At 65.3% G+C, this 22,516-nt stretch carries 25 protein-coding genes and 1 pseudogene; 10 read left to right on the top strand and 16 right to left on the bottom strand.

Going from position 1 to position 22,516, the window contains the following annotated elements; genetic code table 11:
• Positions 1-64 precede the first annotated feature (64 nt).
• From coaD to ACTIFP_RS11280, 3 genes are all read right to left on the bottom strand, one after another.
• A complete protein-coding gene (gene coaD / locus ACTIFP_RS11290; protein WP_439568813.1) occupies positions 65-571 on the bottom strand; it encodes a pantetheine-phosphate adenylyltransferase in 507 nt (168 codons plus the stop codon).
• On the bottom strand, positions 571-1,425 hold the full coding sequence (locus tag ACTIFP_RS11285) for a polyprenyl synthetase family protein (RefSeq protein WP_439568887.1): 855 nt from the start codon (positions 1,423-1,425) through the stop codon (positions 571-573). The genes coaD and ACTIFP_RS11285 overlap by 1 nt, the downstream gene beginning before the upstream one ends.
• A 72-nt stretch (positions 1,426-1,497) precedes the next feature.
• Positions 1,498-1,773, bottom strand: a complete 276-nt coding sequence (locus tag ACTIFP_RS11280) for an exodeoxyribonuclease VII small subunit (protein WP_439568812.1) — start codon at positions 1,771-1,773, stop codon at positions 1,498-1,500.
• Between the two features lie 133 nt (positions 1,774-1,906).
• Between ACTIFP_RS11280 and ACTIFP_RS11275 the strand changes: the two genes are divergently transcribed.
• On the top strand, positions 1,907-2,323 hold the full coding sequence (locus ACTIFP_RS11275) for a DUF2177 family protein (RefSeq protein ID WP_439568811.1): 417 nt from the start codon (positions 1,907-1,909) through the stop codon (positions 2,321-2,323).
• A 58-nt stretch (positions 2,324-2,381) separates the two neighbouring features.
• Here the strand turns inward: ACTIFP_RS11275 and ACTIFP_RS11270 are convergent, their stop codons facing one another.
• A complete protein-coding gene (locus tag ACTIFP_RS11270; protein ID WP_439568810.1) occupies positions 2,382-2,612 on the bottom strand; it encodes a hypothetical protein in 231 nt (76 codons plus the stop codon).
• On the opposite strand from ACTIFP_RS11270, the gene ACTIFP_RS11265 reads away from it, so the two are divergent.
• The 3 genes from ACTIFP_RS11265 to ACTIFP_RS11255 all read left to right on the top strand — a co-directional run bounded on the left by ACTIFP_RS11265 (position 2,599) and on the right by ACTIFP_RS11255 (position 6,124).
• Entirely contained in the window at positions 2,599-2,895 is a 297-nt protein-coding gene (locus ACTIFP_RS11265) for a hypothetical protein (protein ID WP_439568809.1), read from the top strand. The two genes, ACTIFP_RS11270 and ACTIFP_RS11265, sit on opposite strands and share 14 nt — an antisense overlap.
• Positions 2,896-2,976: 81 nt before the next feature.
• The gene (gene purL / locus ACTIFP_RS11260) at positions 2,977-5,232 is read left to right on the top strand and encodes a phosphoribosylformylglycinamidine synthase subunit PurL (protein ID WP_439568808.1); all 2,256 of its coding nucleotides are present in this window, start codon (positions 2,977-2,979) and stop codon (positions 5,230-5,232) included.
• 151 nt (positions 5,233-5,383) lie between these two features.
• Complete coding sequence (locus tag ACTIFP_RS11255; RefSeq protein ID WP_439568807.1) at positions 5,384-6,124, top strand: DUF72 domain-containing protein; 741 nt, start codon at positions 5,384-5,386, stop codon at positions 6,122-6,124.
• A gap of 133 nt (positions 6,125-6,257) precedes the next feature.
• Here the strand turns inward: ACTIFP_RS11255 and ACTIFP_RS11250 are convergent, their stop codons facing one another.
• Positions 6,258-7,040: a Coq4 family protein gene (locus ACTIFP_RS11250; RefSeq protein ID WP_439568806.1), complete on the bottom strand. Its 783-nt coding sequence runs from the start codon at positions 7,038-7,040 to the stop codon at positions 6,258-6,260.
• Between the two features lie 148 nt (positions 7,041-7,188).
• Between ACTIFP_RS11250 and ACTIFP_RS11245 the strand changes: the two genes are divergently transcribed.
• Positions 7,189-8,433, top strand: coding sequence for a DUF418 domain-containing protein (locus ACTIFP_RS11245; RefSeq protein WP_439568805.1), 1,245 nt, complete (start codon positions 7,189-7,191; stop codon positions 8,431-8,433).
• Here the strand turns inward: ACTIFP_RS11245 and ACTIFP_RS11240 are convergent.
• From ACTIFP_RS11240 to panB, 6 genes are all read right to left on the bottom strand, one after another.
• Positions 8,427-8,831 (bottom strand): Hpt domain-containing protein, encoded by a 405-nt coding sequence (locus ACTIFP_RS11240; RefSeq protein ID WP_439568804.1) that lies wholly within the window; start codon positions 8,829-8,831, stop codon positions 8,427-8,429. The genes ACTIFP_RS11245 and ACTIFP_RS11240 overlap by 7 nt on opposite strands.
• 115 nt (positions 8,832-8,946) lie before the next feature.
• Positions 8,947-9,162 carry a sulfurtransferase TusA family protein gene (locus tag ACTIFP_RS11235; RefSeq protein WP_439568803.1) on the bottom strand — a complete coding sequence of 72 codons (216 nt, stop codon included), beginning with the start codon at positions 9,160-9,162 and terminating at the stop codon, positions 8,947-8,949.
• Between the two features lie 13 nt (positions 9,163-9,175).
• Positions 9,176-10,555 (bottom strand): ribosome biogenesis GTPase Der, encoded by a 1,380-nt coding sequence (gene der / locus ACTIFP_RS11230; protein ID WP_439568802.1) that lies wholly within the window; start codon positions 10,553-10,555, stop codon positions 9,176-9,178.
• A 44-nt stretch (positions 10,556-10,599) separates the two neighbouring features.
• Positions 10,600-11,934, bottom strand: coding sequence for an outer membrane protein assembly factor BamB family protein (locus ACTIFP_RS11225; RefSeq protein WP_439568801.1), 1,335 nt, complete (start codon positions 11,932-11,934; stop codon positions 10,600-10,602).
• Position 11,935: 1 nt separating this feature from the next.
• Positions 11,936-12,709, bottom strand: coding sequence for a tetratricopeptide repeat protein (locus tag ACTIFP_RS11220; protein WP_439568800.1), 774 nt, complete (start codon positions 12,707-12,709; stop codon positions 11,936-11,938).
• A 108-nt stretch (positions 12,710-12,817) separates the two neighbouring features.
• The gene (gene panB / locus ACTIFP_RS11215) at positions 12,818-13,681 is read right to left on the bottom strand and encodes a 3-methyl-2-oxobutanoate hydroxymethyltransferase (RefSeq protein ID WP_439568799.1); all 864 of its coding nucleotides are present in this window, start codon (positions 13,679-13,681) and stop codon (positions 12,818-12,820) included.
• A 126-nt stretch (positions 13,682-13,807) separates the two neighbouring features.
• On the opposite strand from panB, the gene ACTIFP_RS11210 reads away from it, so the two are divergent.
• Positions 13,808-14,230 (top strand): hypothetical protein, encoded by a 423-nt coding sequence (locus ACTIFP_RS11210; RefSeq protein WP_439568798.1) that lies wholly within the window; start codon positions 13,808-13,810, stop codon positions 14,228-14,230.
• Between the two features lie 3 nt (positions 14,231-14,233).
• On the top strand, positions 14,234-14,455 hold the full coding sequence (locus ACTIFP_RS11205; protein ID WP_137753383.1) for a helix-turn-helix transcriptional regulator: 222 nt from the start codon (positions 14,234-14,236) through the stop codon (positions 14,453-14,455).
• A 258-nt stretch (positions 14,456-14,713) separates the two neighbouring features.
• Here ACTIFP_RS11205 and ACTIFP_RS11200 read toward each other — a convergent pair whose 3' ends face one another.
• Genes ACTIFP_RS11200 through ACTIFP_RS11190 form a run of 3 tightly spaced genes read right to left on the bottom strand, consistent with a single transcriptional unit; the run spans position 14,714 to position 16,830 of the window.
• A complete protein-coding gene (locus ACTIFP_RS11200) occupies positions 14,714-15,790 on the bottom strand; it encodes a glycerophosphodiester phosphodiesterase (protein WP_439568797.1) in 1,077 nt (358 codons plus the stop codon).
• Positions 15,787-16,137 (bottom strand): ArsC family reductase, encoded by a 351-nt coding sequence (locus ACTIFP_RS11195; protein ID WP_439568796.1) that lies wholly within the window; start codon positions 16,135-16,137, stop codon positions 15,787-15,789. Before ACTIFP_RS11195 ends, ACTIFP_RS11200 begins: the two co-directional genes overlap by 4 nt.
• Positions 16,138-16,194: 57 nt before the next feature.
• Complete coding sequence (locus ACTIFP_RS11190) at positions 16,195-16,830, bottom strand: Crp/Fnr family transcriptional regulator (protein WP_439568795.1); 636 nt, start codon at positions 16,828-16,830, stop codon at positions 16,195-16,197.
• A 298-nt stretch (positions 16,831-17,128) separates the two neighbouring features.
• Here ACTIFP_RS11190 and ACTIFP_RS11185 point away from each other — a divergent pair, with 298 nt between their 5' ends.
• On the top strand, positions 17,129-18,502 hold the full coding sequence (locus ACTIFP_RS11185; RefSeq protein WP_439568886.1) for a class II 3-deoxy-7-phosphoheptulonate synthase: 1,374 nt from the start codon (positions 17,129-17,131) through the stop codon (positions 18,500-18,502).
• A 195-nt stretch (positions 18,503-18,697) separates the two neighbouring features.
• Here the strand turns inward: ACTIFP_RS11185 and ACTIFP_RS11180 are convergent.
• Together ACTIFP_RS11180 and ACTIFP_RS11175 are read right to left on the bottom strand one after the other, a co-directional pair.
• Positions 18,698-19,513, bottom strand: a pseudogene (locus tag ACTIFP_RS11180) (M28 family peptidase); the annotation flags it as partial.
• A 688-nt stretch (positions 19,514-20,201) separates the two neighbouring features.
• Positions 20,202-21,014 (bottom strand): HpcH/HpaI aldolase/citrate lyase family protein, encoded by an 813-nt coding sequence (locus tag ACTIFP_RS11175; protein WP_439568794.1) that lies wholly within the window; start codon positions 21,012-21,014, stop codon positions 20,202-20,204.
• A gap of 81 nt (positions 21,015-21,095) precedes the next feature.
• On the opposite strand from ACTIFP_RS11175, the gene ACTIFP_RS11170 reads away from it, so the two are divergent.
• Positions 21,096-22,028, top strand: a complete 933-nt coding sequence (locus tag ACTIFP_RS11170; RefSeq protein WP_439568793.1) for an SPFH domain-containing protein — start codon at positions 21,096-21,098, stop codon at positions 22,026-22,028.
• Position 22,029: 1 nt separating this feature from the next.
• Positions 22,030-22,476 (top strand): NfeD family protein, encoded by a 447-nt coding sequence (locus ACTIFP_RS11165; RefSeq protein ID WP_137753390.1) that lies wholly within the window; start codon positions 22,030-22,032, stop codon positions 22,474-22,476.
• The last annotated feature ends 40 nt before the right edge of the window (positions 22,477-22,516 follow it).

Below are 22,516 nucleotides of genomic sequence, written 5' to 3'. Positions count from 1 at the left end.
CGGCCTCCCTACGATAGTAAACTATGGGAGGCCGGGTGGGGGAGCGGGCCGGTGCCGTTTTCCTCTAATGGTCGCCCTGGAGCAGACCACGCTCGGCGATCCGCGCTACCACCGCCTCGCGCACCGGCGGCGTCACGAATTTGCGGATGTCGCCGCCAAAGATCGCGATTTCCTTGACCAGCCGCGATGCGATCGGTTGCAGCCCGACGTCGGCCATCAGGAAGATCGTTTCGATCCGGTCGTTGAGCTGCTGGTTCATCCCCGCCATCTGATATTCATATTCGAAATCGGCGACCGCGCGCAGCCCGCGCACGATCACCCCGGCGCCCTCGCGCTCGGCAAAATCCATCAGCAACGAGTTGAACCCGACGACGCGAATGTCGCCGCCCAGCCCCGCCACTTCGCTGCGCACCATCTCGATCCGCTCGTCATCGTCGAACAACGGCGATTTGGTGATGTTGGTCGTCACCCCGATGACCAGCCGATCGACCAGTTTCGCGCCGCGGCGAATGATGTCCATATGCCCCAGCGTGATCGGGTCGAAGGTTCCGGGATAGACCCCAATGCGCATCAACGGTCCCTTTCCACCACATAGCGGGCGATGGCGCGAAGCAGCGCCGCCTCTTCGCCGAAATTCGCCAGATGCCCGATCGCCTGTTCGACCAGCGCGGTCGCCTGGCCGCGCGCGCGCTCGAGCCCCATCAGCGTCACGAAGGTGCCCTTGCCCGCCGCCTCGTCCTTGTGCAGCGCCTTGCCCGCCAGCGCCTCGTCACCCTCGACGTCCATGATGTCGTCGGCGATCTGGAACGCGAGGCCGATGTCGCGCGCATAGGCGCGCAGCGCCGAGCGTCCCTCGGGCGGGATGCGCGCCAGGATCGCCCCGGCCTCGACCGAAAAGGCGATCAGCGCCCCGGTCTTGAGCTGTTGCAGCCGCGTCACCGTCGGCAGGTCGAAATTCGACGTTTCGGCGGCGAGGTCCATCATCTGCCCGCCTGCCATCCCCGCCGGTCCCGCGGCGCGCGCCAGTTCGCAGCACAGCTCGCCGCGCACGAACGGATCGCTGCTGGTCATCGGATCGCACAGCCATTCGAACGCCAGCGCGTGGAGCGAATCGCCCGCCAGCACCGCGGTCGCCTCGTCGAACGCCTTGTGCACCGTCGGCTTGCCGCGGCGCAGATCGTCATCGTCCATGCACGGCAGATCGTCGTGGATCAGCGAATAGACGTGCATCGCCTCGACCGCCGCGCCGACGCGCAACGTCAGCGTCCGGTCAACATGGAACAGGTCGCCCGCGGCGCGGACGAGCAAGGGGCGCAGCCGCTTGCCCCCCGCGATCGCGGCGTGGCGCATCGCTTCGTAAAGCGGCGCGCGCGGATCGTTCGGAACCGGCAGCAGCTGGTCGAACAGTCGGTCGATGCCCGCCATCACCTCGGCCTGGGTGCTCAGCAACAAGTGTGTTGCGCGCGAAAGGTCCTCGCTCGTCGACGCCATGGCCGCTTAGCTTTCGCCGAAGGGGGTGGTTCCCGTCGGCCGCCCGTCGGCTCCGAGGCTCACTTGTTCGATCCGCGCCTGTGCCGCGGCGAGCCGCGCTTCGCAATGCCCGCGCAGCGCATGGCCGCGTTCATAGAGCGCAACCGATTCCTCCAGGCTGACATCGCCGCTTTCGAGCCGCCGTACGATCGTTTCCAGCTCGCCCATCGCGGCTTCGAACGAAAGCGCAGCGATGGCACGGTCCGGGGCGAGAGCGGCAGCGGCGTCGGGGGTGTCCGTCATGCCCCTGCTTTGGCCCTTTCGCCCCCCAATGGTCAAGTGCGGTCAAGCTTGACGTCGCACTGCGCGCGCCTAACGCTGGCGTCGGTGTCATCGGTCATCACAATCGCCGGTCGGTCGCCATGAAAGCCCAACCATGACCCTGCAATCCATCGCCGCTTACTTCGCCACTGCGATCATCTTCGGCATCCTTGATGCGCTGTGGCTCCGTACGATGTTGGCGAAAGTCTATCGCCCCGAAATCGGCGCCTTGCTGATGGACGGCTGGCGCCCCGCCCCGGCGCTGATCTTTTACGCGCTCTATATGCTGGGCATCCAGATTTTCGCGGTCGCCGCGGCATTGGCGGCGGGCAAATGGCAGGTCGCGGCGCAGTGGGGGGCGATGTTCGGCTTTTTCTGCTACTTGACCTACGACCTCACCAACCATGCGACGATGAAAATCTGGTCGACCAAGGTCACCCTGCTCGACATCGCATGGGGCACGCTCGCGACGGGTTTCGCCGCGGCGGCGGCGGCGTGGCTGGTGTTGACCTTGCTGCCGCGCACGGCGTAGCCCCGCTCAGCCTTCAGGCCTTTCCTGCTCCCCGGCGAAAGCCGGGGTCCAGAGCGCCTTAGAGCAGCGCCAGCTTTTGGACGTCCTGGGCCCCGGCTTTCGCCGGGAACATCGCCTCACTTGGCTCGAAGGGATAAGCGCCAATCCGCTTCACTTTCGACAATCCCGATTCCGCTTTTTGCAATTGCCCTGGGCCACGCGACCACTCATGCTGCATTGCACAAGAGAGAGGGGCGTAAAGGCAAGTTTTGTTCTGATAAACAAGGACTTGCATCATGAAAAAATTCATCCTCCCCATCCTCGGCCTGTTCGCCGCCGTTCCTGTCACCGCCCACGCCGACGACACCGCGCCGCAGCGTTTCGAGCACAAGGGCAGCACCTACAGCTATACCGTGACCCGGGTCGGCGACGTCCGCGTGATCAGCGGCGTCGAAGAACGCACCGGCAAACCCTTCACCCTGCGCGTCGGCACCCACCGCGTGCGCGGTACCGTCGGATCGCAGCAGGTCAGCTTCCCGCTGCGCGACGTCGAACCGCTGACCAAGCCCGCGACCACCCTCGCCTCGCGCTGACTCCCTCCGGCCGCTGACCCCATGGCGCTTTTCGCGTCATGGGGTCTGTTCGTTTTGCGCCTACATCGCTAAAGGCGCGCCATGACTCAGACCGCAACCGCGCCCGCCTCCGTCATCACCCCCGAGATCGTCGCCGAACACGGCCTGTCTCCGGAAGAATATGACCGCGTCCTCAACGCAATCGGGCGCGAGCCGAACCTGGTCGAACTCGGTATCTTCTCGGTCATGTGGTCCGAGCATTGCAGCTATAAAAGCTCGCGCCTTCACCTCAAGAAATTGCCGACCGAGGCACCGTGGGTGATCTGTGGCCCCGGCGAAAATGCCGGCGTCATCGACATCGGCGAAGGGCCGGACGGCAAGAAGCTCGCCGCCATCTTCAAGATGGAGAGCCACAACCATCCGTCGTACATCGAACCCTATCAGGGCGCGGCGACCGGGGTCGGCGGCATCCTCCGCGACGTCTTCACCATGGGCGCGCGCCCCGTTGCGAACCTCAACGCGCTGCGCTTCGGCCGCCCCGACCATCCGAAGATGAAACATCTCATCTCGGGCGTCGTCCACGGCATCGGCGGCTACGGCAATTGCGTCGGCGTTCCGACCGTCGGCGGCGAGGTCAATTTCCACAAGGCCTATGATGGCAACATCCTGGTCAATGCGATGACCGTCGGCGTCGCTGAGCAGGACAAGATCTTCTATTCGGCCGCATCGGGCGTCGGCAATCCGATCGTCTATGTCGGATCGAAGACCGGCCGCGACGGCATCCACGGCGCGACGATGGCGTCGGCCGACTTCGGCGAGGACGCCGAGGAAAAGCGCCCGACGGTGCAGGTCGGCGACCCGTTCACCGAAAAGCTGCTGATCGAGGCGTGCCTCGAACTGATGGCGTCGGATGCGATCGTCGCGATCCAGGACATGGGCGCCGCAGGCCTCACCTCCTCGTCGGTCGAAATGGCGTCGAAGGGCGGCGTCGGCCTCCACCTCAAGATGGACGATGTGCCGCAGCGCGAAACCGGCATGACAGCGTATGAGATGATGCTGTCCGAATCGCAGGAACGCATGCTCATGGTGCTGAAGCCCGGCCGCGAAGATTTCGCCGCCGCGATCTTCCACAAATGGGAACTCGACTTCGCGGTCATCGGCACCGTCACCGATACGGGGCGCATGGTGCTGGAACATCATGGCGAGATCGTTTGCGACATCCCGCTCGCCCCGCTTGCCGACGACGCGCCGCTCTATGACCGCCCGCACGTCCCGACGCCGAAGCAGGCGGAGCTTACGAACGTCCCCGAGACGAAGGACGTCGCCGCCGACCTCAAGACCTTGATGGGCACCCCCGACATCGCCAGCCGCCGCTGGATCTGGGAACAATATGACAGCCAGGTCGGCGCCGACACGGTCCAGACCGGGGGCGACGCCGCGCTCGTCCGCATCCACGGCACCAACCGCGCGCTTGCAATGTCGACCGACTGCACCCCGCGCTATTGCTACGCCGACCCGGTCGAGGGCGGCAAGCAGGCGGTCGCCGAAACCTGGCGCAACATCAGCGCCGTCGGTGCCACCCCGCTGGCGATCACCAACTGCCTGAACTTCGCCAACCCGCAGCGCCCCGAGATCATGGGCCAGATCGTCGGCTGTCTCGACGGCATGGCGCAGGCGTGTATCGCGCTCGACTATCCGATCGTATCGGGCAACGTCAGCCTTTATAACGAGAGCAAGGCAACCGGCGGTGGCAGCGCGATCCTGCCCACCCCCGCGATCGGCGGCGTCGGCGTGATCGAGGATTGGAACAAGGCGGTCGGCATCGGCTTCAAGCGCACCGGCGACATCGTGCTCGCGGTCGGCGAACGCGCCGGCCATCTCGGCCAGTCGGTGTGGCTGCGCGAAATCCACGGCCGCGAAGAAGGCCCGCCGCCGCCGATCAATTTGCGCTGCGAAAAGCGCACGGGTGACTTCATCCGCACCGCGATCAACGCCGGCTGGGTCACCGCCTGCCACGACGTCTCCGACGGCGGGATGGCGGTGACGCTCGCCGAAATGGCACTCAAGTCGAACATCGGCGTGCTGATCAGCGAAGAACAGCCGTTCGGCATCGCCGAAAGCTTCTTCGGCGAGGATCAGGGCCTGTACCTCGTCACCGTCTGCGACACCTGCCTCGCCGACTTCCTCGACGCCGCCGGTCGTGCCGACGTGCCGGTCGATCCGGTCGGCCGCACGATCAAGGATCGCATCGTCTTCGAACTGGAAGGCAGCGACCATCAGGTAACGCTCGCGGAGCTGCGCGCGGCGCATGAGGGGTTCTTCCCGAACCTGATGGGCGCCGACGCGGCGTTGGCTTAACGCGCCCGCTGGCATCCGACGTTGCGTCCGACTACATAACCCGTTCGCCTTGAGCTTGTCGAAGGGCCGTTCTTTCTTTGCGGCGTCGAAGTGAAGAACGGTGCTTCTACAAGCTCAGCACGAACGGGTTTGGGTGGACGGAGACGACCTTATGAGCATCCATGTCGGCATCGGCGGCTGGACCTTCGAACCCTGGCGCGGCACCTTTTACCCGGACAAGCATCCGCAAAAGCGCGAGCTCGAATATGCCGGGCAGCAGCTGACCGGCATCGAGATCAACGGCACCTATTATGGCAGCCAAAAGCCCGAAAGCTTTGCCAATTGGGCCGCGTCGGTCCCAGACGGCTTCCAGTTCAGCGTCAAGGCGTCACGTTTCACCACCAACCGCAAGATCCTCGCCGAGGGCGCCGCCTCGATCGAGAAATTCCTGACACAAGGGCTGACGCGGCTCGGCGACCGGCTCGGCCCGATCCACTGGCAGTTCATGGCGACTAAGAAATTCGACCGCGACGATTTCGCGGGCTTCCTCGACCTGCTTCCCGACAGTCAGGACGGCCTGCCGCTGCGCCACGCGATCGAGGTGCGGCACGAAAGCTTCCGCGACCCGGTGTTTATCGACATGCTGCGCGAGCGGAATATGGCGATCGTCTATGCCGACAGCGACGAATTCCCGTGCATTGACGAGCAGACCGCCGACTTCACCTATGCCCGGCTCCAGCGCAGCCAGGAGGATGTCGCAACCGGCTATGACGACAAGGCGCTCGACCAGTGGGCGACGCGCGCCCGCGACTGGGCCAAGGGCGACCGCGACGTCTATCTCTTCTTCATAGCGGGTGCGAAGGTGCGCAACCCGGCGGCGGCGCAGGCGCTGATCGCGAAGCTGGGACAATAACGCCGCGCGCTCCCGCGAAGGCGGGAGCCCATCATCTGCCAGTGCAAAATTGCAACAACAGGAGATGGATCCCCGCCTTCGCGGGGACACGATCATGATTTAATCGCAGCCGGTCCCGACCGACCCGAAACGCTCAGGCCGCCATCGCCTGCTGCGACGCCAGGAAATTATACGGGTCGATCCCGCGGCTGCGGTACGCGCGGTGGGCTTCCCGATACAGCGTCGGCTCGCCGATCCCCAGCCGCGCGCGCGCCGCGTCGAGCGGTTCGGCGAGCAGCGCGCGGATGTCCTGTTCGATGATCGCCTGCGATGCCTTGCCGTGGCGCTGGCCCTGGCGGATCGCGCCGAACACCGGGGCATCGGCTTTCACGCCGCGCTTCACTTCATAACCACCGGCATAGGCGATGAAGAAATTGCCGTAGTTGCCGGTCTGGCCATAGGTGAAGCCCAGTACGCATTGTTCGCCCAGCGCGTCGCGGCCATAGCCGGTCAGGATGTGGAACAGGTCGTGCGTGTCGCGCAGGCGGTTGGCATACCATTGTACCTGATCGTCGAACTTGGGGCGGCCCATCTTGTCGGCTTCGGCGACGAGCCCCGCCGCCGACAGGCCTTCGCGGCGCATGAAGGTGACATAGGCGTGGCCGACGCTGCCCTCGGGCAGCGCGTCGATCCAGGCATGGTCGTCGAGCAGGTCGGGCAGATAGGGTTCGCTCGCCATCAGCTGGCGTCCCTTGTCGCTTTCGACGAAGGCGCGCGCATCGTCCATGAACCCCTTGCGCGGCAGGCTTTCAAAAATGTGGAACACCTGTTCGGTGTCTTCCTTGTCCTTGATGAGCTTGCGGAAATGCGACAGCGCCTTGAACGGGCGAAAGGTCGGCATTTTGCGGTCGGGGTGCGAGAAGATGGTCGGGATCATGGAGGGTCTCGTACGAATCAAGGGGTGAGTTCGAAATAGCATTACTGACATGGATGTCAATAGCGCGTTAATCGCCGACGCGAGAAAGCGCTCGACGCTGCCGGACCCGCGCGATAGCTCTGCGCCTTGCCCAAAGGGGGGATAGACCATGACCACAGCCCGATATGAAAGCCTTGATGCCATTCGCGGGGTCGCGGTGATGGGCATTTTGGCGATGAACATCGCCGCCTTTGCCCTGCCCTTCGCCGCCTATTCGAACCCTGTTGCGGGAGGACCGGCGAGCGGGCTCGACCTCGGCACCTGGTTCTTCAACTTCGTGCTGATCGATTCCAAGATGCGCGGCATGTTTTCGATGCTGTTCGGCGCCAGCACCCTGCTCGTCATCGAAAGCGCCGCAAGCGGCAACCGCAGCGCGGCGGGCGCGCATTATTCGCGGATGGTCTGGCTCGGCATCTTCGGCCTCATCCATTTCTACTTCATCTGGTTCGGCGACATCCTGTTCCTCTATGCGATGTGCGGCCTGCTGCTGTTCGCGTTCCGCAACCTGTCGGTAAAGGCGCTGACGATCTGGGCCGTCGCCTTTTTCGTCGTCGGGATCGGCTTCCTCGCGCTCGGCTGGGCGACGATGGCGCTGACCGAAGCGGGCCGGATGCCCGCCGATCTCGCCGCGGAAATGAACGCGGGTCTCGCCGAGATGAATGCCGAAATGGGTCCGGGCGCCGCGAGCTATGCCAAGGAGATGGCGATCTATCTTGGCAGCTATGCCAGCATCGTCGCGCACCGCACCGGGGAAATGCTCACCGAACCGTTGGTCATGGTGCTGATGTTCCTGTGGGAAACAATGGGCCTGATGCTGGTCGGCATGGCGCTATTCAAATCGCGCATGCTGACCGGCGACTGGGAGCCGGCGCGCTATCGCAAATGGGCGCTGCGCTGTTTCCTGATCGGCATCCCGCCGCTGGTCGCGCTGGCGCTGTATCAGGCGAGCAGCGGGTTCAGCGCGGTGTCGACATTCGGCGCGTCACTGTCGCTGTCGGCGCCGTTCGACATCGTGATGACGATCGGCTGGGCAGCGCTGATCATGTGGTTGATCAAGGTGAAGGCGAACGACGCGGTGCGCGCGCGGCTCGCCGCCACCGGCCGCATGGCGTTCACCAATTATCTGACGACGTCGATCGTCATGACGACGATTTTCTACGGCTATGGGCTGGGGCTGTTCGGCGGCGTCGGGCGCACGGCGCTGTATCTGTTCTGCTTCGGCATGTGGGCGGCGATGCTGCTGTGGTCACGGCCCTGGCTCGAACGCTTCCAATATGGCCCGCTCGAATGGCTGTGGCGCAGCCTGGCGCGCGGCGCGATTCAGCCGATGCGGAAAGCTTCGCCCGCTCAGTAACCGACGGCGCGGCCGAACCCGGCCGGGCGCCGCTGGACCAGCGGGTTGGCCTCGCGTTCGAGCGCCGCCAGCGTTTCTTCGAACAATCGCCGCAGTTCGACGACGCGCGGCAGATATTCGTCGGGGCTGGTCTGGCTTTCGACGCAGTGGCGCGCGAACATTTCAATGTCTTCGGCGACCGCACCCAGCTTTTCGCCGCCGAACTGGCGTGCTTCGCTTTTCAATGTATGCGCCGGCATGACCAGCCCGCGCGCGTCGCGGGCGCGCATCGCGTCCTCGATCGCCGCCACCGATTTGGTGCCGTCTTCGCGAAAATAGCCGAGAATCCGCACGAACGCGGCGCCCAGCTGGGTGCGCGTGGCGCGGAATTCATCCCAATCGACCAGGATTTCGTCCAATGCTTTGTCCCTTGGTGTTCAAATTCGGCCGTGGTCCCAGCTCCAGAATGCCCAATTTGGGTAAAAAAGCCGTTACGACGCGATCGGCCTGCGACAAAAGCCGCCCCAATTTGGGTCAGCGGCGGCGTACCCGCCAGCGCGCCGCATCATCCACGGCGGGTTCCGGCTCGACCAGCCAGCCATGTTCGCCGGCGAGTGCGGCAACCTCGCGCCCCGCCTGCGGGTCGTCGGCGATCAGCAGCACATCGGCCGCATCGCGCATCGCGCGCGCCAACCGCAGCGCGGGCCAGGGACAGCGCATCCCGCGCGCATCGACGACCAGCGCGCCCAATGCTTAAGCCCCGTCACTCATCATAGGGGTTGCGCGAATTGCGGAAGTTGAGCCGCACCGGCACGCCCTGAAACCCCAGTTCCTTGCGCATGCCGTTGACCAGATAGCGCTCATAGCTGCCCGGCAGCGCATCGGTGCGGGTGCCGAATACGACAAAGGTCGGCGGCCGGGTGCGCGCCTGGGTGATGTAGCGCAGCTTGATCCGCTTGCCGCCGGGCGCCGGCGGCGGATTGGTCTCGACCGCGCCCTCGAACCAGCGGTTGAGCCTGGCGGTCGACACGCGGTTGGTCCAGATCGCGCGCTGTTCGAACGCGACGCGCACCAGCGTGTCGATGCCCTTCCCCGTCGCGCCCGAAATGGTGAGCACCGGGACGCCCTTGACCTGGCTCAGCCCGTCGTCGAGGGCGTTCCGGACGCCGTTGAACAGCGACGACGGCTCCTCGGCGACATCCCATTTGTTGAGCGCGACGATCAGCGCGCGACCTTCCTGCAGCACCCGGTCGGCGATTCGCAGATCCTGTGCCTCCAGCCCCTTGGTGGCGTCGAGCAGCAGCACGACGACCTCGGCGAAATCGACCGCGTGCAGCGCGTCGGCGACCGACAGCTTTTCCAGCTTGTCCTGCACTTTGGCGCGCTTGCGCATGCCCGCGGTGTCGAACAGCTGGATCTCGTGGACCTCGCCGTCATTTTCCCATTGCCAGTCGACGCGGATCGAATCGCGGGTGATCCCCGCCTCGGGCCCGGTGATCAGCCGGTCCTCGCCGATCATCCGGTTGATCAGCGTCGATTTGCCGGCATTGGGCCGCCCGACGATCGCCAGCTTCATCGGGCCGAGCGGGGCGTCCTCATCGTCGTCGCCGGCGGCGGCGACATCCTTTTCGATCTCGTCGAACGGTTCGACGATCGGGCGGAGCAGGTCGAACAGGTCGACCATGCCGTCGCCATGCTCGGCGCTGAGCGCGACCGGATTGTCGAAGCCGAGCGAATAGGCCTCCATCAGCCCGTTTTCGCCCTGTTTGCCTTCCGCCTTGTTGACCACCAGGATGATCGGTGTGTCCTCGCTGCGCAGCCAGCGCGCGATTTCCTCGTCGAGCGGGACAACCCCGGCGCGGCCGTCGATCATGAACAGCGCGGCATCGGCCTCGCGCACCGCCTTTTCGGTTTGCACCCGCATCCGGCCGGGCAGCGTCGCGGCATCCTGATCCTCGAACCCTGCGGTATCGACAATGCGAAATTCCAGCCCGAGCAGATTGGCGTCGCCCTCGCGGCGGTCGCGGGTCACCCCCGGCTGGTCATCGACCAGCGCCAGCCGCTTGCCGACCAGCCGGTTGAACAGCGTCGATTTGCCCACATTGGGGCGGCCGACAATGGCTATCGTCGCGAATCGCGACATGATCGATTCCTTTAATAAACAGGGAGGCAAAGCCCCCTGTTTAATCAGCGCCAGGCCGTGATTTGCCCGTCGTCCGCCAAAATATACAAAATATTGTTCGCCACCACCGGCGCCTGCGACAGCGGCGATTTGAATTCGGTCGACCCGAGCAGCGAACCATCGGCCGGCGAATATTCCGCCATGATCCCTTCGCTGTTGACCGCAATCAGGCGGCCGCCGGCCAGGATCGGCCCGGTCCAGCGGATCGGATCCTTCTTCTTCTTTTCGGTTTCGACGCGGAAGCGCGCGAGCTGTTGCAGCCAGCGCACCTTGCCCGACGTGCGCGCGACGCACAGCAATTTGCCGTCGTCGGTCATCGCATAGACCCATTCGCCGACCACATAGGGGGTCGAGATACCCGCGATCGAGATTTCCCAGCTGCGCTGCCCGGTGAGCAGTTCGTAGCTTGCCATGCGGCCACCCTGACCCAGCGCAAAGACGCGGCCATTGTCGACGACCGGGTCGGCATCGACGTCGGTCAGCGTCGACACCGACAGCGCCATCGACGTGCGCGCCAGCGCGTCTTCCCACAGGTCGCGGCCGTTTTCGTACCGATAGGCCTGAACCTCGCCCGACGAGAAGCCGGCGACGATCGTCCCCTGCCCCGCCGCGGGCGATGCCGCGCCGAACACGCTGCCAGGTTCGAGCGACGCGGTCGCCTGCCACAGCACGCCGCCGTTAGCGGCGTTGAGCGCGATGATCTGATTATCCTGGCTGATCACATAGACGCCGCCAAAGGCAATCGTCGGCGCGCCGCGCAGCGGTCCCGCCGGCTTCACCTTCCAGATCACCGACCCGTCGGCGACATTGAGCGCCGCGACATCGCCCGCGCCGCTGGTTGCATAGACGACATTGCCATCGACCCCGGCGCCGCCGCCGAACAGCGAATCCTTGAAATCTTTGCCCGTGCTGCCGATCGCCGTGCGCCACAGCGGCGCGCCGGTATCGGCGGCGAGCGCGGTCACCACCGCATCGGTATCGACCGCGAACAGCCGGTTGTCGGCGATCACCGGCGACGCCGCCAGCCGCTGCTTGTTGGTGCTGCCCGCGATATTCGCCTGCCACAGCTTGCTGCGCGTCGCGCCCAGCGCCGGGTGACCCATCGATTTCGACGCGTTGCCGCCCGACTGCGCCCAGGCGGCGTTGACCGCGGGTTCGGGCAGGACCACGGCGATCGCCGCGGTGGCCGGATCGACCTTGATGCTGTTGTCGTTCGACAGGATCGAGACGCGATCGCCGACCGTCGGCGTCTTCGGGCCACCGTCGCCCTTGAGCACGCCGCAACCTGCGAGCGGCAGCGCGAACAGCGCCGCATAGATTCCGTAACGCGTCTTCCGCATATTACTTGGCTTCCTCAACTGGGGCGGCTGCCGCTGCTTGCGGCGCGGCATTGCCTTTCTGGTCTTTCGCGGCGCTTTCGGCGGCACGGTCGGCGACGGCATCGACGCCGAGCATGCCCGCCATCTGCACCGAGCGCGATTGCAACGATTTGGCGACGCCGGGCAGCTTGGCGATGCGGCCATAGAGCGCGCCGGCCTGGTCATATTGGCCGAGTTGGTAATGGGCGGTCGCCGACAGTTCGGCGGCGCTGGCGAACCAGCTCGATGCCGGATCCTTGGCGTCGACCAGCGGCTTCATGCGCGCGATCACCGCTTCGGGTTTCAGGCTGTCATATTCGAACGCGGTCTGGCGGATCAGTGCGAGATCGCGCAGCGCCTGATCGAGCTTGGTATCGGCGGCGATCGTCGCCATCAGCGCCGCGGCGGCCTTCAGGTCGCCGGCCTGCGCCTTGATATTGGCCTGCTGCATCACCGCAACGGCGCGATAGGCGGAATCGCCTCCGGCGGCGAGCTTTTCAAGCTCGGTCGCCGCGGCGCGCGGCTGGTTCGTCGACAGTTTCTGGAACGCCGCAATCAGTTCCTCGGCGCGCTCGCCGCGTGCGGCATCCTGGCGGTGATTCCAGTACAGATAGCCGCCAAACGCCAGCAAGGCGGCGAGCAAGCCGCCGATGATCCAGCGGCCATAGCGCTGCATGATGGTGTCGAGCCGGTCCTTGCGGACGGCTTCGTCAACCTCTTGCAACAGCGCGGCATCGTTGGTCGGGCTCAGGGCCAATCAAACCTCCATTTGTCATTCATGGCTCTGGGGCCGCGGCTTCCTTAGCGACGGTGCGGAAAAAGGCCAAGCGATTCACTTGGCTGAGGGTCCGTGCCGCACACTGTATCAGCCTGCGTAGATCTGATCCTCGGTCGGGAATGAACGTGACCTGACCTGATCGGCATATTCCCGAACCGCGCCGTCGACGACGCCGGCCATGTCCTGATAGCGTTTGACGAATTTGGGGACGCGTTCGAACATGCCCAGCATGTCTTCGGTGACCAACACCTGGCCGTCGCATTGCGCCGACGCGCCGATGCCGATGGTCGGACAGGCGACCTTGTTCGTCACCTCGATCGCGATCGATTCGAGCACGCCTTCGATCACCAGCGAAAAGGCGCCGGCCTGCGACACCGCGACCGAATCTTCGACGATCGACCGCGCTTCCTCGTCGCTCTTGCCGCGCACCCCATAGCCGCCGAGGATGTTGACCGCCTGCGGGGTCAACCCGACATGCCCCATCACCGGGATGCCGCGCTGGGTCAGGAATTCGATCGTCGGAGCGAGCGCGCGGCCGCCCTCCAGCTTCACTGCCGCGGCGCCGGTTTCCTTGAGCAGCCGCGCGGCGTTGGTGAACGCCTGCTCCTGGCTCGCTTCATAGCTGCCGAACGGCATGTCGACGATGACCGCGGCATGATAGCTGCCGCGCACCACCGCGGCGCCGTGCAGCGCCATCATTTCCATCGTCACCCCGACCGTGTGCGGCAGGCCGTAAATCACCTGACCCAGCGAATCGCCGACCAGCAGCATGTCGCAATGCGGGTCGAGCAGCTGCGCCATGCGAACGGTGTAGGCGGTCAGCATCACGATCGGCTCGCCGCCCTTGCGCTGGCGGATACGCGGCACAGTCAGCCGCTTCATCGGCTGCGGCGTCGGATTCGCGCGGCTGGTCGAGGTGTCGAAGGTGAGCGTTTTGGGCAGGGTGGACATGGGGCGGGGGCTTAGCGGCTAAACGGCGTCGGCAAAAGCGCCAAGCGGTTCGATGCAAAATTCATTTGACACTATGTTAGATATATTCGACATAGAGTGCATAACGCTTAACACCGGAGATTGCAGATGTCGTTCAACGAGAAAATCCACTGGGCTGCGTTCGTGGCCATCGTCAGCGCCTTTGGCTGGTATTTCCTTTCCTACCCCTGGCAAATCGTCGGCAGCCGCGCGGGGGTGGCTGCGGCGGCGGATATGCTGTTGCCGGTCACGGTCATCATCATCGGCGCGATGTCGCTGACCGCCGCCTTTTTCGCCATTCGGGCGCCCAAAGAAGCCCATCTGAAAGACGACGAGCGCGAACGGACGATCCATATGCGCGGGACGCACCTCGCCTATTATCCTTTGGTCCTCGGGGTTTGGGCCAATCTGTTCGCGATATTCTATCAATTGAGCGCGGCGGTGCACCTCAACCTGCTGATCGCAACGGTTGTCGTCGCTGAACTCGTTCGCGTCGGATCGCAGCTCTATTTCTATCGCCGCGGGTATTGAGCGATGGCCCGGCTCCCCTTCACCAACGACATCCGGACGCTGCGGTTCCTGGCAGGCGAAATGACCCAGGGCGACCTGGGCGATCAGGTCGGCGTCACGCGGCAGACGATCGCGGCGATCGAACAGGGCAAATATTCGCCATCGCTCGAGGTCGCGTTCCGCATCGCCCGCGTCTTTGGCAAGCCGCTTGAAACCGTATTCCAGTGGGAGGACAGCAAGGATTGAGACAGCGCGGCCGCGCGGCCCGGCCCACGCCTCTCCCCGGGGGCGTCGGGCCGGGTTTTTTGCCGCTGCTATGGGGTGGGAAGTTGCCACCAACTTCCCCCATCTTCGTCATCCCGGACTTGATCCGGGATCCATAGCTGCACCGTCGTCATGGATCCCGGATCAAGTCCGGGATGACGATGAAAGGACGGACAGCGTCCGGTCGATACCCACTACGTCAGAATCGCCGCGCCAACCCTCAGATGCAGCTCGGCCCGGTCACCGCTTGGCCCGGGTCGCCACCACCGCCACTGCCTCGCGCGGGTTGTCGCTGAACAGTCCGTCGATGCCGGTGCGCAGATAGGCGGCGATCTCGGCGCCCAGGTCGCCGTGCCCGGCCGGGTTCACCCCGCCGCGGTCGCCCAGCGGCAGGAAGTAATTTTCGCGGCGAAAGGTCCAGGGATGCACTTTCAGCCCCGCGGCGTGGGCGTCGCGCACCAGGCTGGTCGGTTCGCCGAGCGACCCCAGCGCGCCGCGCGGGATGACCATCGCCTTGTTCGGGCCGATCCCATCGGCATAGCCCGCAATCGCCTTCAGCCCCATCGGCGACGCCATGGCGGCATAGCTGGTTTCGGGCATGTCGGCGGGCCCACCCTCGCCGTCCATCAGCTGGATCAGCGGCAGGTCGGTCTTGGCGCGCAGGTCCATCAAGTTGCGCACCTCAAAGCTCTGGATATAGACCGGCGCCTGGCGCCCGCGATAGCCGAAGCGACCCAGCAGCGCGAGCAGCGGCGCTTCGTGCGGCAGCCCAATGGCGATAAAGTGGCTGGGGTGCTTCGTTTCGGGATAGACGCCGACCGGCTTGTCGCGCCCCCGATTGACTTCGGCGAGCAGCGCCAGGATTTCCTCGAAGGTCGGGATGTCGAACTCGCCGTCATATTCGGTCGAGCGCAGCTTTGGCAGCCGCTCGCGGGCGCGCAACGTCTTCAATTCGGCGAGCGTGAAATCTTCGGTGAACCAGCCGGTCACCTTGCTGCCGTCGATCGTCTTGGTCGTCTTGCGGTCGGCAAATTCGGCGCGATCGGCGATGTCGGTGGTCTCCGAAATCTCATTCTCGTGACGCGCCACCAGCACGCCGTCCTTGGTCAGCACCAGATCGGGCTCGATAAAATCGGCGCCCTGCTCGATCGCGAGCCGGTAGGCGGCGAGCGTATGTTCGGGCCGCTCGCCCGACGCGCCGCGGTGCGCGATGACGATCGGCGGCTGGCCGTCGAGGGTCGCCTGCGCGGTCACCGGATCAGCCGAACAGCCGGCGAGCAGCGGCAGGGCCAGCAGGGCCAGAGTCGACCGGATCATGCCGCAAAACGCGCCTGCCATTCGGCGGCCGAAAAGCCGACGCTGACCGCGCCCTCGGCTTCGACGACGGGGCGGCGGATCATCGCGGGTTGGTCGAGCATCAGCGCCTTGGCCGAGACCGCGTCGAGGCCATTCTTCTGTGCGTCGGGCAACTGGCGAAAGGTCGTGCCGGCCTTGTTGAGCAGCTTGTCCCAGCCGAGCGCGTCGATCCAGCTTTGCAGCCGTGCGGGGTCCAGCCCATCCTTGCGGACGTCGTGAAAGCTGTGAGCCACGCCCTGCTCGTCGAGCCAGCGCCGCGCCTTTTTCACCGTGTCGCAGTTCGGGATGCCATAGAGAATCAACGTCATGGACCGGGCGTTAGCAGGTGGCGATTACATATTCGAGGCGTCACAGCACCGCTGGGCTCAACCGATCGGCGGCCGGTCGGCCAGCCGCGTGTTCGCGCTGGCGAGTTTGCCGCGCAATGCGCGCGCAAACCCCTCGTGCAGCGCGCTCGCGATGCCGGGATTTGCGGCCAGATAGGCGCGGAGCGCAGCCGCCGGAACGAACCACAGCCGCGCATTGCTGCCCAGCAGCACCGTTCCCGTCGCATGCGTGCCGTCGAGCACCGTCGCTTCGCCGATCAGCGCGCCGTCGGACAATTTTCCGACCTCGACCCCGTCGCGGTGGATCGCCGCCTGCCCCTCGGCCAGATAGAAGAGGCTGGGCGCCGCCTGGTTCTCGCGGATCAATATCTCGCCGCGGCGCGCCGAAATCCAGTGCCCCTGATCGATCAGGCCGCGCGCCGCGGTCGGCGGCAGGCCTGCAAAATGCTGACGGCGCAATTCCTCTTCCTCGGCCGAGAAGCGGATATTTTTATCGCGCAGCCACAATCGGGCAAGGATGCCGATATTGACGACCAGGATCGCCAGCACCAGCATGCCGTATCCGACATCGGGTTCGCGAAATAGAACCAGCGGCACCGCGACCAGCGCCGCGGCGGCCAGCCCGATCCGGACATAGTCGATGCGCACGACAAAGCTGGTCGCGAGCAGGAGCAACAGCGCCCCATATACAAACCATGCGGACTCGAAATTCGCCATAGCCAATCGCTTCGCGTGGAGACCCGAAATCAGGTCACTGGGGTATAACGTTGCCGATAGCCAAATGCCTTGAACGCGCCGGTCGCATTCCAAAAAGCCGTAACAAACTAACAGTTTTCGGTGCGAAAGACAAAGCATAGGTGCGCAAATGTCACGATAATGCTAATTTTCGCGTTTGCGGGAATGGCGCGCATTGCGCCAGGTGGGCAATCGCGCCATGGCGGCGCTCGGATTCGAATGCGAAAAGAACAGGCAGATGACGAAAAATTGGCAACCGCATAGCTGGCGCTCGCACGAGGCCCGCCAGCTTCCCACCTATCGCGACGCCGATGCGCTCGCGGCGGCCGAGCGCGAGCTCAGCAACTATCCGCCGCTGGTGTTTGCCGGCGAAGCGCGCGACCTGACCGCCGACCTTGGCCGCGTGGCCGAGGGCAAGGCGTTCCTGCTGCAGGGCGGGGACTGCGCCGAGAGCTTTGCCGAATTCCATCCGAACAACATCCGCGACACCTTCCGCGTGCTGCTCCAGATGGCGGTGGTGCTGACCTTTGCGTCGAAGATGCCCGTGGTGAAGCTTGGCCGCATGGCGGGCCAGTTCGCCAAGCCGCGTTCGGCCGATCTGGAAGACATCGAAGGGGTGTCGCTGCCGAGCTATCGCGGCGACATCATCAACGACATCGCGTTTGAGGGCGCGGGCCGCGAGCCCGACCCGCAGCGCATGGTCAAGGCGTATAACCAGTCGGCGGCGACGCTGAACCTGCTGCGCGCCTTCGCAAACGGCGGCTATGCCAATTTGCACCAGGTCAACGCCTGGACGCACGACTTCATGGACCGCAGCCCATGGGCCAAGAAATATCAGGAAACCGCCGCGCGGATTTCCGAAGCGCTCGCTTTCATGGAAGCCTGCGGCGTGACCCCCGAAACGGTCCCGCAGATCAAGGGCACCAGCTTCTACACCAGCCACGAAGCGCTGCTGCTTCCCTATGAGCAGGCGCTGACGCGGCAGGACAGCCTGACCGGCGGCTGGTACGACACCTCGGGCCATTTCCTGTGGGTCGGCGATCGCACCCGCTTCGAGGGATCGGCGCATATCGAGTACCTCCGCGGGATCGGCAATCCGGTCGGCATGAAGTGCGGGCCGAGCCTCGAGCCCGACGTGCTGCTGCGCCTGCTCGACACGCTCAACCCGAACCATGTCGCGGGCCGGATGACGCTGATCACGCGTTACGGCCATGACAAGATCGAGGCGCATCTGCCGAAACTGGTGCGCGCGGTGAAGGAATCGGGCCATCCCGTCGTCTGGTCGTGCGACCCGATGCATGGCAATGTCATCAAGACGCCCAACGGCTACAAGACGCGCCCGTTCGAGCGCATCCTCGCCGAAGTGCGCGGCTTCTTTGCCGTGCACCGCGCCGAGGGTACACATGGCGGCGGCATCCACATCGAGATGACCGGCCAGAATGTTACCGAATGCACCGGCGGCGCGATGGACGTGACCCAGATGGACCTCGCCGACCGTTATCACACGCATTGCGACCCGCGCCTCAACGCCGGGCAGTCGCTCGAACTGGCGTTCCTGCTGGCCGAAATGCTCAATCAGGAAATGAGCGAGCGGGCGAAGCAGGCGGCTTAGTTTTTCCGTCGCCCCCGCCTTCGCGGGGGCGACGAAACTTACTTCCCCGGCCACGCCTTTACATCGGCGAACGCGCGCCCAAGGCCGACGTGCAGGTCGGCATCCTCGGCGGCGCCCCCCCAGCGGGATCTTGTCGCTGAAGTTATCGGCGGCCTCATGATAATCGCCACCCAGAAACGCCTCGAGCAGCGGCATGTCCGAAAAGCTGCCGCCGACCATCAGCGACGTCACGCCCTTCGCGCCCAGCGCCCAGCCGTCCTGCCGCTGGATAAAGGCATCGGCTTCGCCGTCTTCGTCGAGCTTGCGGCCAAGCTTTGTCGCCACCTGACGCACCACCGCGTCATAAGCGGGCTTGCCGCGACCGATGGTCGCCACCGGCGTGCCGCGCGGCGAAATCGCGATCGTATCGACGTTGAGCGCAACGGTGATGTTACCGAGCGGCACCACCGGATGATCGGCGAAATAATGCGCGCCGAGCAGGCCTTTTTCCTCCGCCGTTGTGGCGAGGAAATAGATGTCGCGGTCGGGGCGCTGGCCCGACGCCAGCCTTTTCGCAACTTCGATCAGCACCGCGATACCGCTCGCATTGTCGACCGCGCCGTTGCAAATGCGGTCGGCGTCGCCGTCCTTGCCGCAAATGCCCAGATGGTCCCAATGGCCGAGGAACAGCACCGCCTTGCCGTCGGGTTTCGCCCCCGGCAGCTTGGCGATCACATTGTTGCTGGCGAAGGGGCGGAGCGCCGATTGGGTGGCGAGGTCGGCGGTTACCGGCAGCACAATCCCCTTATAGTCGGGCGACTTCGCCGCTTCGCGCACCGCGGCGCCGTCCTGCCCCGCTTTCTTGAGCAGCGCGTCGGCGGCCTCAAGCGACAGGAAACCGCTCACCGGCGCGCCGGGCTTGGCGCCCGCCAATCGCACCGCGGCGCTACCCGCGCTATCGCGCAGCTGCGCCCAGGGCACCGCGTCGGTCGCGATCACCAGCACCGCCGCGGCGCCTGCGTCGGCGAGCATCTGGCGCCGCTCGCGGTAGCGCGGCAGCTTGTCGCCGAACGGGGCGTTGTCGAACAACATGATCGCCAGCTTGCCAGTGACATCGGCATTGACCTTGCCCGCGCCATCGACGCCATAACCGACAAACACCGCCGGAATATTCGCCAGCGCGGCCGACGTCTCGCGCCCGGTCAGGATGATGCCGTCATCCTCGATAGCGAAGTCGCGGCCATGCACCTTGAACCTGGCGGTGCCGCTAACGGCCTTGCTCTCGACGAACGGGACGGGCTGGAGCCAGGGCGTCGTGCTGCCCGGCACCGCCTCGAGGCCCGCCTTGGCCCATTCGCCGACGATATAGGCGATGGTGCGATCCTCGCCGTCGGTCCCCGGGGCGCGCCCCTCGAACGCGTCGCCCGCCAGCACCTTGATATGCGCGGCGAGTTGGGCCTCGGTGACCGGCGGATCAGCTTTGGCAGGCGCTGCCGAAGCGGCAGAAGGGAAGCAGGCGATAAGGGCGACAGCCGCGACAGCGGTGGGGAAACGAATGATCTTCATGGGGCCGCCGCATGGCATTTCCACCCCGGTCAGGCAAGGCGCGTTCGTCGAACGACGAACGCCCGCCACGTTCGTCATCCCGGCGCAGGCCGGGATCTCGACCTCGAGTCCGAATGCACCGGTGAGATCCCGGCCTGCGCCGGGATGACGACGACTAAGGTTTCCCTGCCCGCGCCAGCAGCGCTCGCGCCGCCGCAACATGCATGTCCTCGATCATCCGTCCGTCGTGGCGCTGCGCCCCGCCGGTCGCCGCGGCAACCAGCGCCTCGGCGGCGGCAATCTCGCGCGGCGATGGCGCAAAGGCGGCATTGCACGGATAGACCTGCGACGGGTGGATCAGCGACTTGCCATCGAAACCGAGCCGCCGCCCTTCGGCCGCCTCGGCGGCAAAGCCGACGGCGTCGTCGATTGCATTGTAAACCCCGTCAAAGCCCCACACCCCGGCCGCCCGCGCTGCGAGCACGATTGCCTGGATCGCATGGCTCATCGCGCCGCGGTCCATCCCATCGGGCAGCTTCAATTCATGCGCCAGATCGTTAAGCCCCGCGATCAGCCCGGCGACGGCAGGGTCGGCGGCGATGTCGCGCGCGGCATAGATCGCCGCGGGGGTCTCGATCATCGCCAGCACGGGCAGCCCCAGCCCGCGCACCGGTCCCAGATCGGCGGGCGCATCGACCTTGGGCAGCACCACGGCATCGAGCTTCAGATCGGCGAGCGCGTCAACGTCTGCCGCCTGCTCGGCCGTCCCGGTCGCGTTGATCCGCACCGCGACGCGTTTGCCCGGAAAGCCCGCCACGACCGCGGCGCGCATCGCAGCGCGCGCTTCGCCCTTGCGATCCGCGGGGACCGCATCCTCCAGATCGATGATCAGCATGTCAGCGGCCAACCCGCCCGCTTTTTCCAGCGCACGGGCATTGGAGCCGGGAACATAGAGCAGCGAGCGGGGCGCGAAGATGTCTTGGGTCATGCGCTTTTGTCTGGCGCAAGCTGGCCATTCTCGCAATAAAGGAGTGAGGCCTGACGGCCAGCTTCGCAGAGGGGATTTTCGATGGATTATTGGTTTCCGATCGCGCTCGTCGTGCTCGCGGCGGTGTTCCTGCTGTGGGCGCTGACCCCGGTTCGTCAGGGTTTCAGCTACACCATCGAACGCTTTGGCCGTTACACCCACACCGCGCAGCCGGGTCTGAACTTCATCATGCCGATCTTCGATCGCGTCGGCCGCAAGGTCAATATGATGGAGCAGGTGCTCGACATTCCCGGGCAGGAAATCATCACCAAGGACAATGCGATGGTCGCGGTCGACGGCGTCGTGTTCTTTCAGGTGCTCGACGCCGCCAAGGCCGCCTATGAAGTCAGCGACCTGTATCTGGCGATCATGAACCTGACGACGACGAACCTGCGCACGGTGATGGGCTCGATGGACCTCGACGAGACGCTGTCGAAACGCGACCATATCAACGCGCGATTGCTGGTCGTGGTCGACGAGGCGACGACGCCCTGGGGGGTCAAGATCACCCGCGTCGAGATCAAGGACATTCGTCCCCCCGCCGACATTTCCAACGCCATGGCGCGGCAGATGAAGGCCGAGCGCGAAAAGCGCGCCAACATTCTGGAAGCCGAGGGCATGCGCGCCTCTGAAATTCTGCGTGCCGAGGGCGAGAAGCAGGGCCAGATCCTGCAGGCCGAAGGTCGCCGCGAAGCTGCCTTCCGCGACGCCGAAGCGCGCGAACGCGAAGCCGAGGCCGAAGCCAAGGCGACGCAGATGGTGTCGGACGCGATCGCCGGCGGCAACGCACAGGCGATCAATTACTTCATCGCGCAGAAATATGTCGAAGCGGTCAGCCAGTTTGCGACCAGCCCGAACAGCAAGACGATCCTGTTCCCGGTCGAGGCGACCCAACTGATCGGTACGCTGGGCGGCATCGGCGAACTTGCCAAGGATGCCTTCGAGCGCGGCCCGACACCCCCGGGAGTGCGCTGACATGACCGAGTGGCTGAACAATATGGCGCCGCACTGGGCGTGGCTGACCGTCGGGGTGCTGCTGTGCGCCGCCGAAATCATCGCGCCGGGGTTCTTCCTCGTCTGGCTGGGCGTCGCCGCGATCGCCACCGGCGTACTTGCCTTTCTGCTGCCGATCGGGGTGCCGATGCAGCTTGGCGTTTTTGCCGTGCTGGCGTTCATCGCGCTCTATGGCGCGCGCCGCTGGCTCAAGGCCAATCCGATCGTGTCGAGCGACCCGCTGCTCAACCAGCGCGGCGGACGGCTGATTGGCGAAGTGCTGACGCTGGTGACCGCGATCGAAAACGGCCGCGGCCGTGCGCGGGTCGGCGACGGCGAATGGCCCGTGCGCGGGCCGGATGCTGCCGAGGGGACGAAGGTCCGCGTCGTCAGCGCCGACGGCGGGGTGCTGGTGGTCGAGGCGGCCTGAGAAAGCGTCGCCCCCGCGAAGGGCGTTTCAGAGTCCCGTG

Origin of the sequence: Sphingopyxis sp. (assembly GCF_051861155.1) — a bacterium.
GTDB lineage: Bacteria > Pseudomonadota > Alphaproteobacteria > Sphingomonadales > Sphingomonadaceae > Sphingopyxis.
This window is presented reverse-complemented; position numbering and strand designations above follow the sequence as displayed.

Excerpts from the sequence above, each read along its gene's own strand:
- ACTIFP_RS11255 (WP_439568807.1), top strand. The coding sequence starts at position 5,384 with ATGAGCATCCATGTCGGCATCGGCGGCTGGACCTTCGAACCCTGGCGC.
- ACTIFP_RS11265 (WP_439568809.1), top strand. The coding sequence starts at position 2,599 with ATGAAAAAATTCATCCTCCCCATCCTCGGCCTGTTCGCCGCCGTTCCT.
- ACTIFP_RS11225 (WP_439568801.1), bottom strand. The coding sequence starts at position 11,934 with ATGCGGAAGACGCGTTACGGAATCTATGCGGCGCTGTTCGCGCTGCCG.
- panB (WP_439568799.1), bottom strand. The coding sequence starts at position 13,681 with ATGTCCACCCTGCCCAAAACGCTCACCTTCGACACCTCGACCAGCCGC.
- ACTIFP_RS11185 (WP_439568886.1), top strand. The coding sequence starts at position 17,129 with ATGACGAAAAATTGGCAACCGCATAGCTGGCGCTCGCACGAGGCCCGC.
- ACTIFP_RS11195 (WP_439568796.1), bottom strand. The coding sequence starts at position 16,137 with ATGACGTTGATTCTCTATGGCATCCCGAACTGCGACACGGTGAAAAAG.
- ACTIFP_RS11210 (WP_439568798.1), top strand. The coding sequence starts at position 13,808 with ATGTCGTTCAACGAGAAAATCCACTGGGCTGCGTTCGTGGCCATCGTC.
- ACTIFP_RS11170 (WP_439568793.1), top strand. The coding sequence starts at position 21,096 with ATGGATTATTGGTTTCCGATCGCGCTCGTCGTGCTCGCGGCGGTGTTC.
- ACTIFP_RS11275 (WP_439568811.1), top strand. The coding sequence starts at position 1,907 with ATGACCCTGCAATCCATCGCCGCTTACTTCGCCACTGCGATCATCTTC.
- coaD (WP_439568813.1), bottom strand. The coding sequence starts at position 571 with ATGCGCATTGGGGTCTATCCCGGAACCTTCGACCCGATCACGCTGGGG.
- ACTIFP_RS11165 (WP_137753390.1), top strand. The coding sequence starts at position 22,030 with ATGACCGAGTGGCTGAACAATATGGCGCCGCACTGGGCGTGGCTGACC.
- ACTIFP_RS11175 (WP_439568794.1), bottom strand. The coding sequence starts at position 21,014 with ATGACCCAAGACATCTTCGCGCCCCGCTCGCTGCTCTATGTTCCCGGC.
- ACTIFP_RS11205 (WP_137753383.1), top strand. The coding sequence starts at position 14,234 with ATGGCCCGGCTCCCCTTCACCAACGACATCCGGACGCTGCGGTTCCTG.
- ACTIFP_RS11280 (WP_439568812.1), bottom strand. The coding sequence starts at position 1,773 with ATGACGGACACCCCCGACGCCGCTGCCGCTCTCGCCCCGGACCGTGCC.
- ACTIFP_RS11200 (WP_439568797.1), bottom strand. The coding sequence starts at position 15,790 with ATGATCCGGTCGACTCTGGCCCTGCTGGCCCTGCCGCTGCTCGCCGGC.
- purL (WP_439568808.1), top strand. The coding sequence starts at position 2,977 with ATGACTCAGACCGCAACCGCGCCCGCCTCCGTCATCACCCCCGAGATC.
- ACTIFP_RS11285 (WP_439568887.1), bottom strand. The coding sequence starts at position 1,425 with ATGGCGGGCATCGACCGACTGTTCGACCAGCTGCTGCCGGTTCCGAAC.
- der (WP_439568802.1), bottom strand. The coding sequence starts at position 10,555 with ATGTCGCGATTCGCGACGATAGCCATTGTCGGCCGCCCCAATGTGGGC.
- ACTIFP_RS11250 (WP_439568806.1), bottom strand. The coding sequence starts at position 7,040 with ATGATCCCGACCATCTTCTCGCACCCCGACCGCAAAATGCCGACCTTT.
- ACTIFP_RS11270 (WP_439568810.1), bottom strand. The coding sequence starts at position 2,612 with ATGAATTTTTTCATGATGCAAGTCCTTGTTTATCAGAACAAAACTTGC.
- ACTIFP_RS11245 (WP_439568805.1), top strand. The coding sequence starts at position 7,189 with ATGACCACAGCCCGATATGAAAGCCTTGATGCCATTCGCGGGGTCGCG.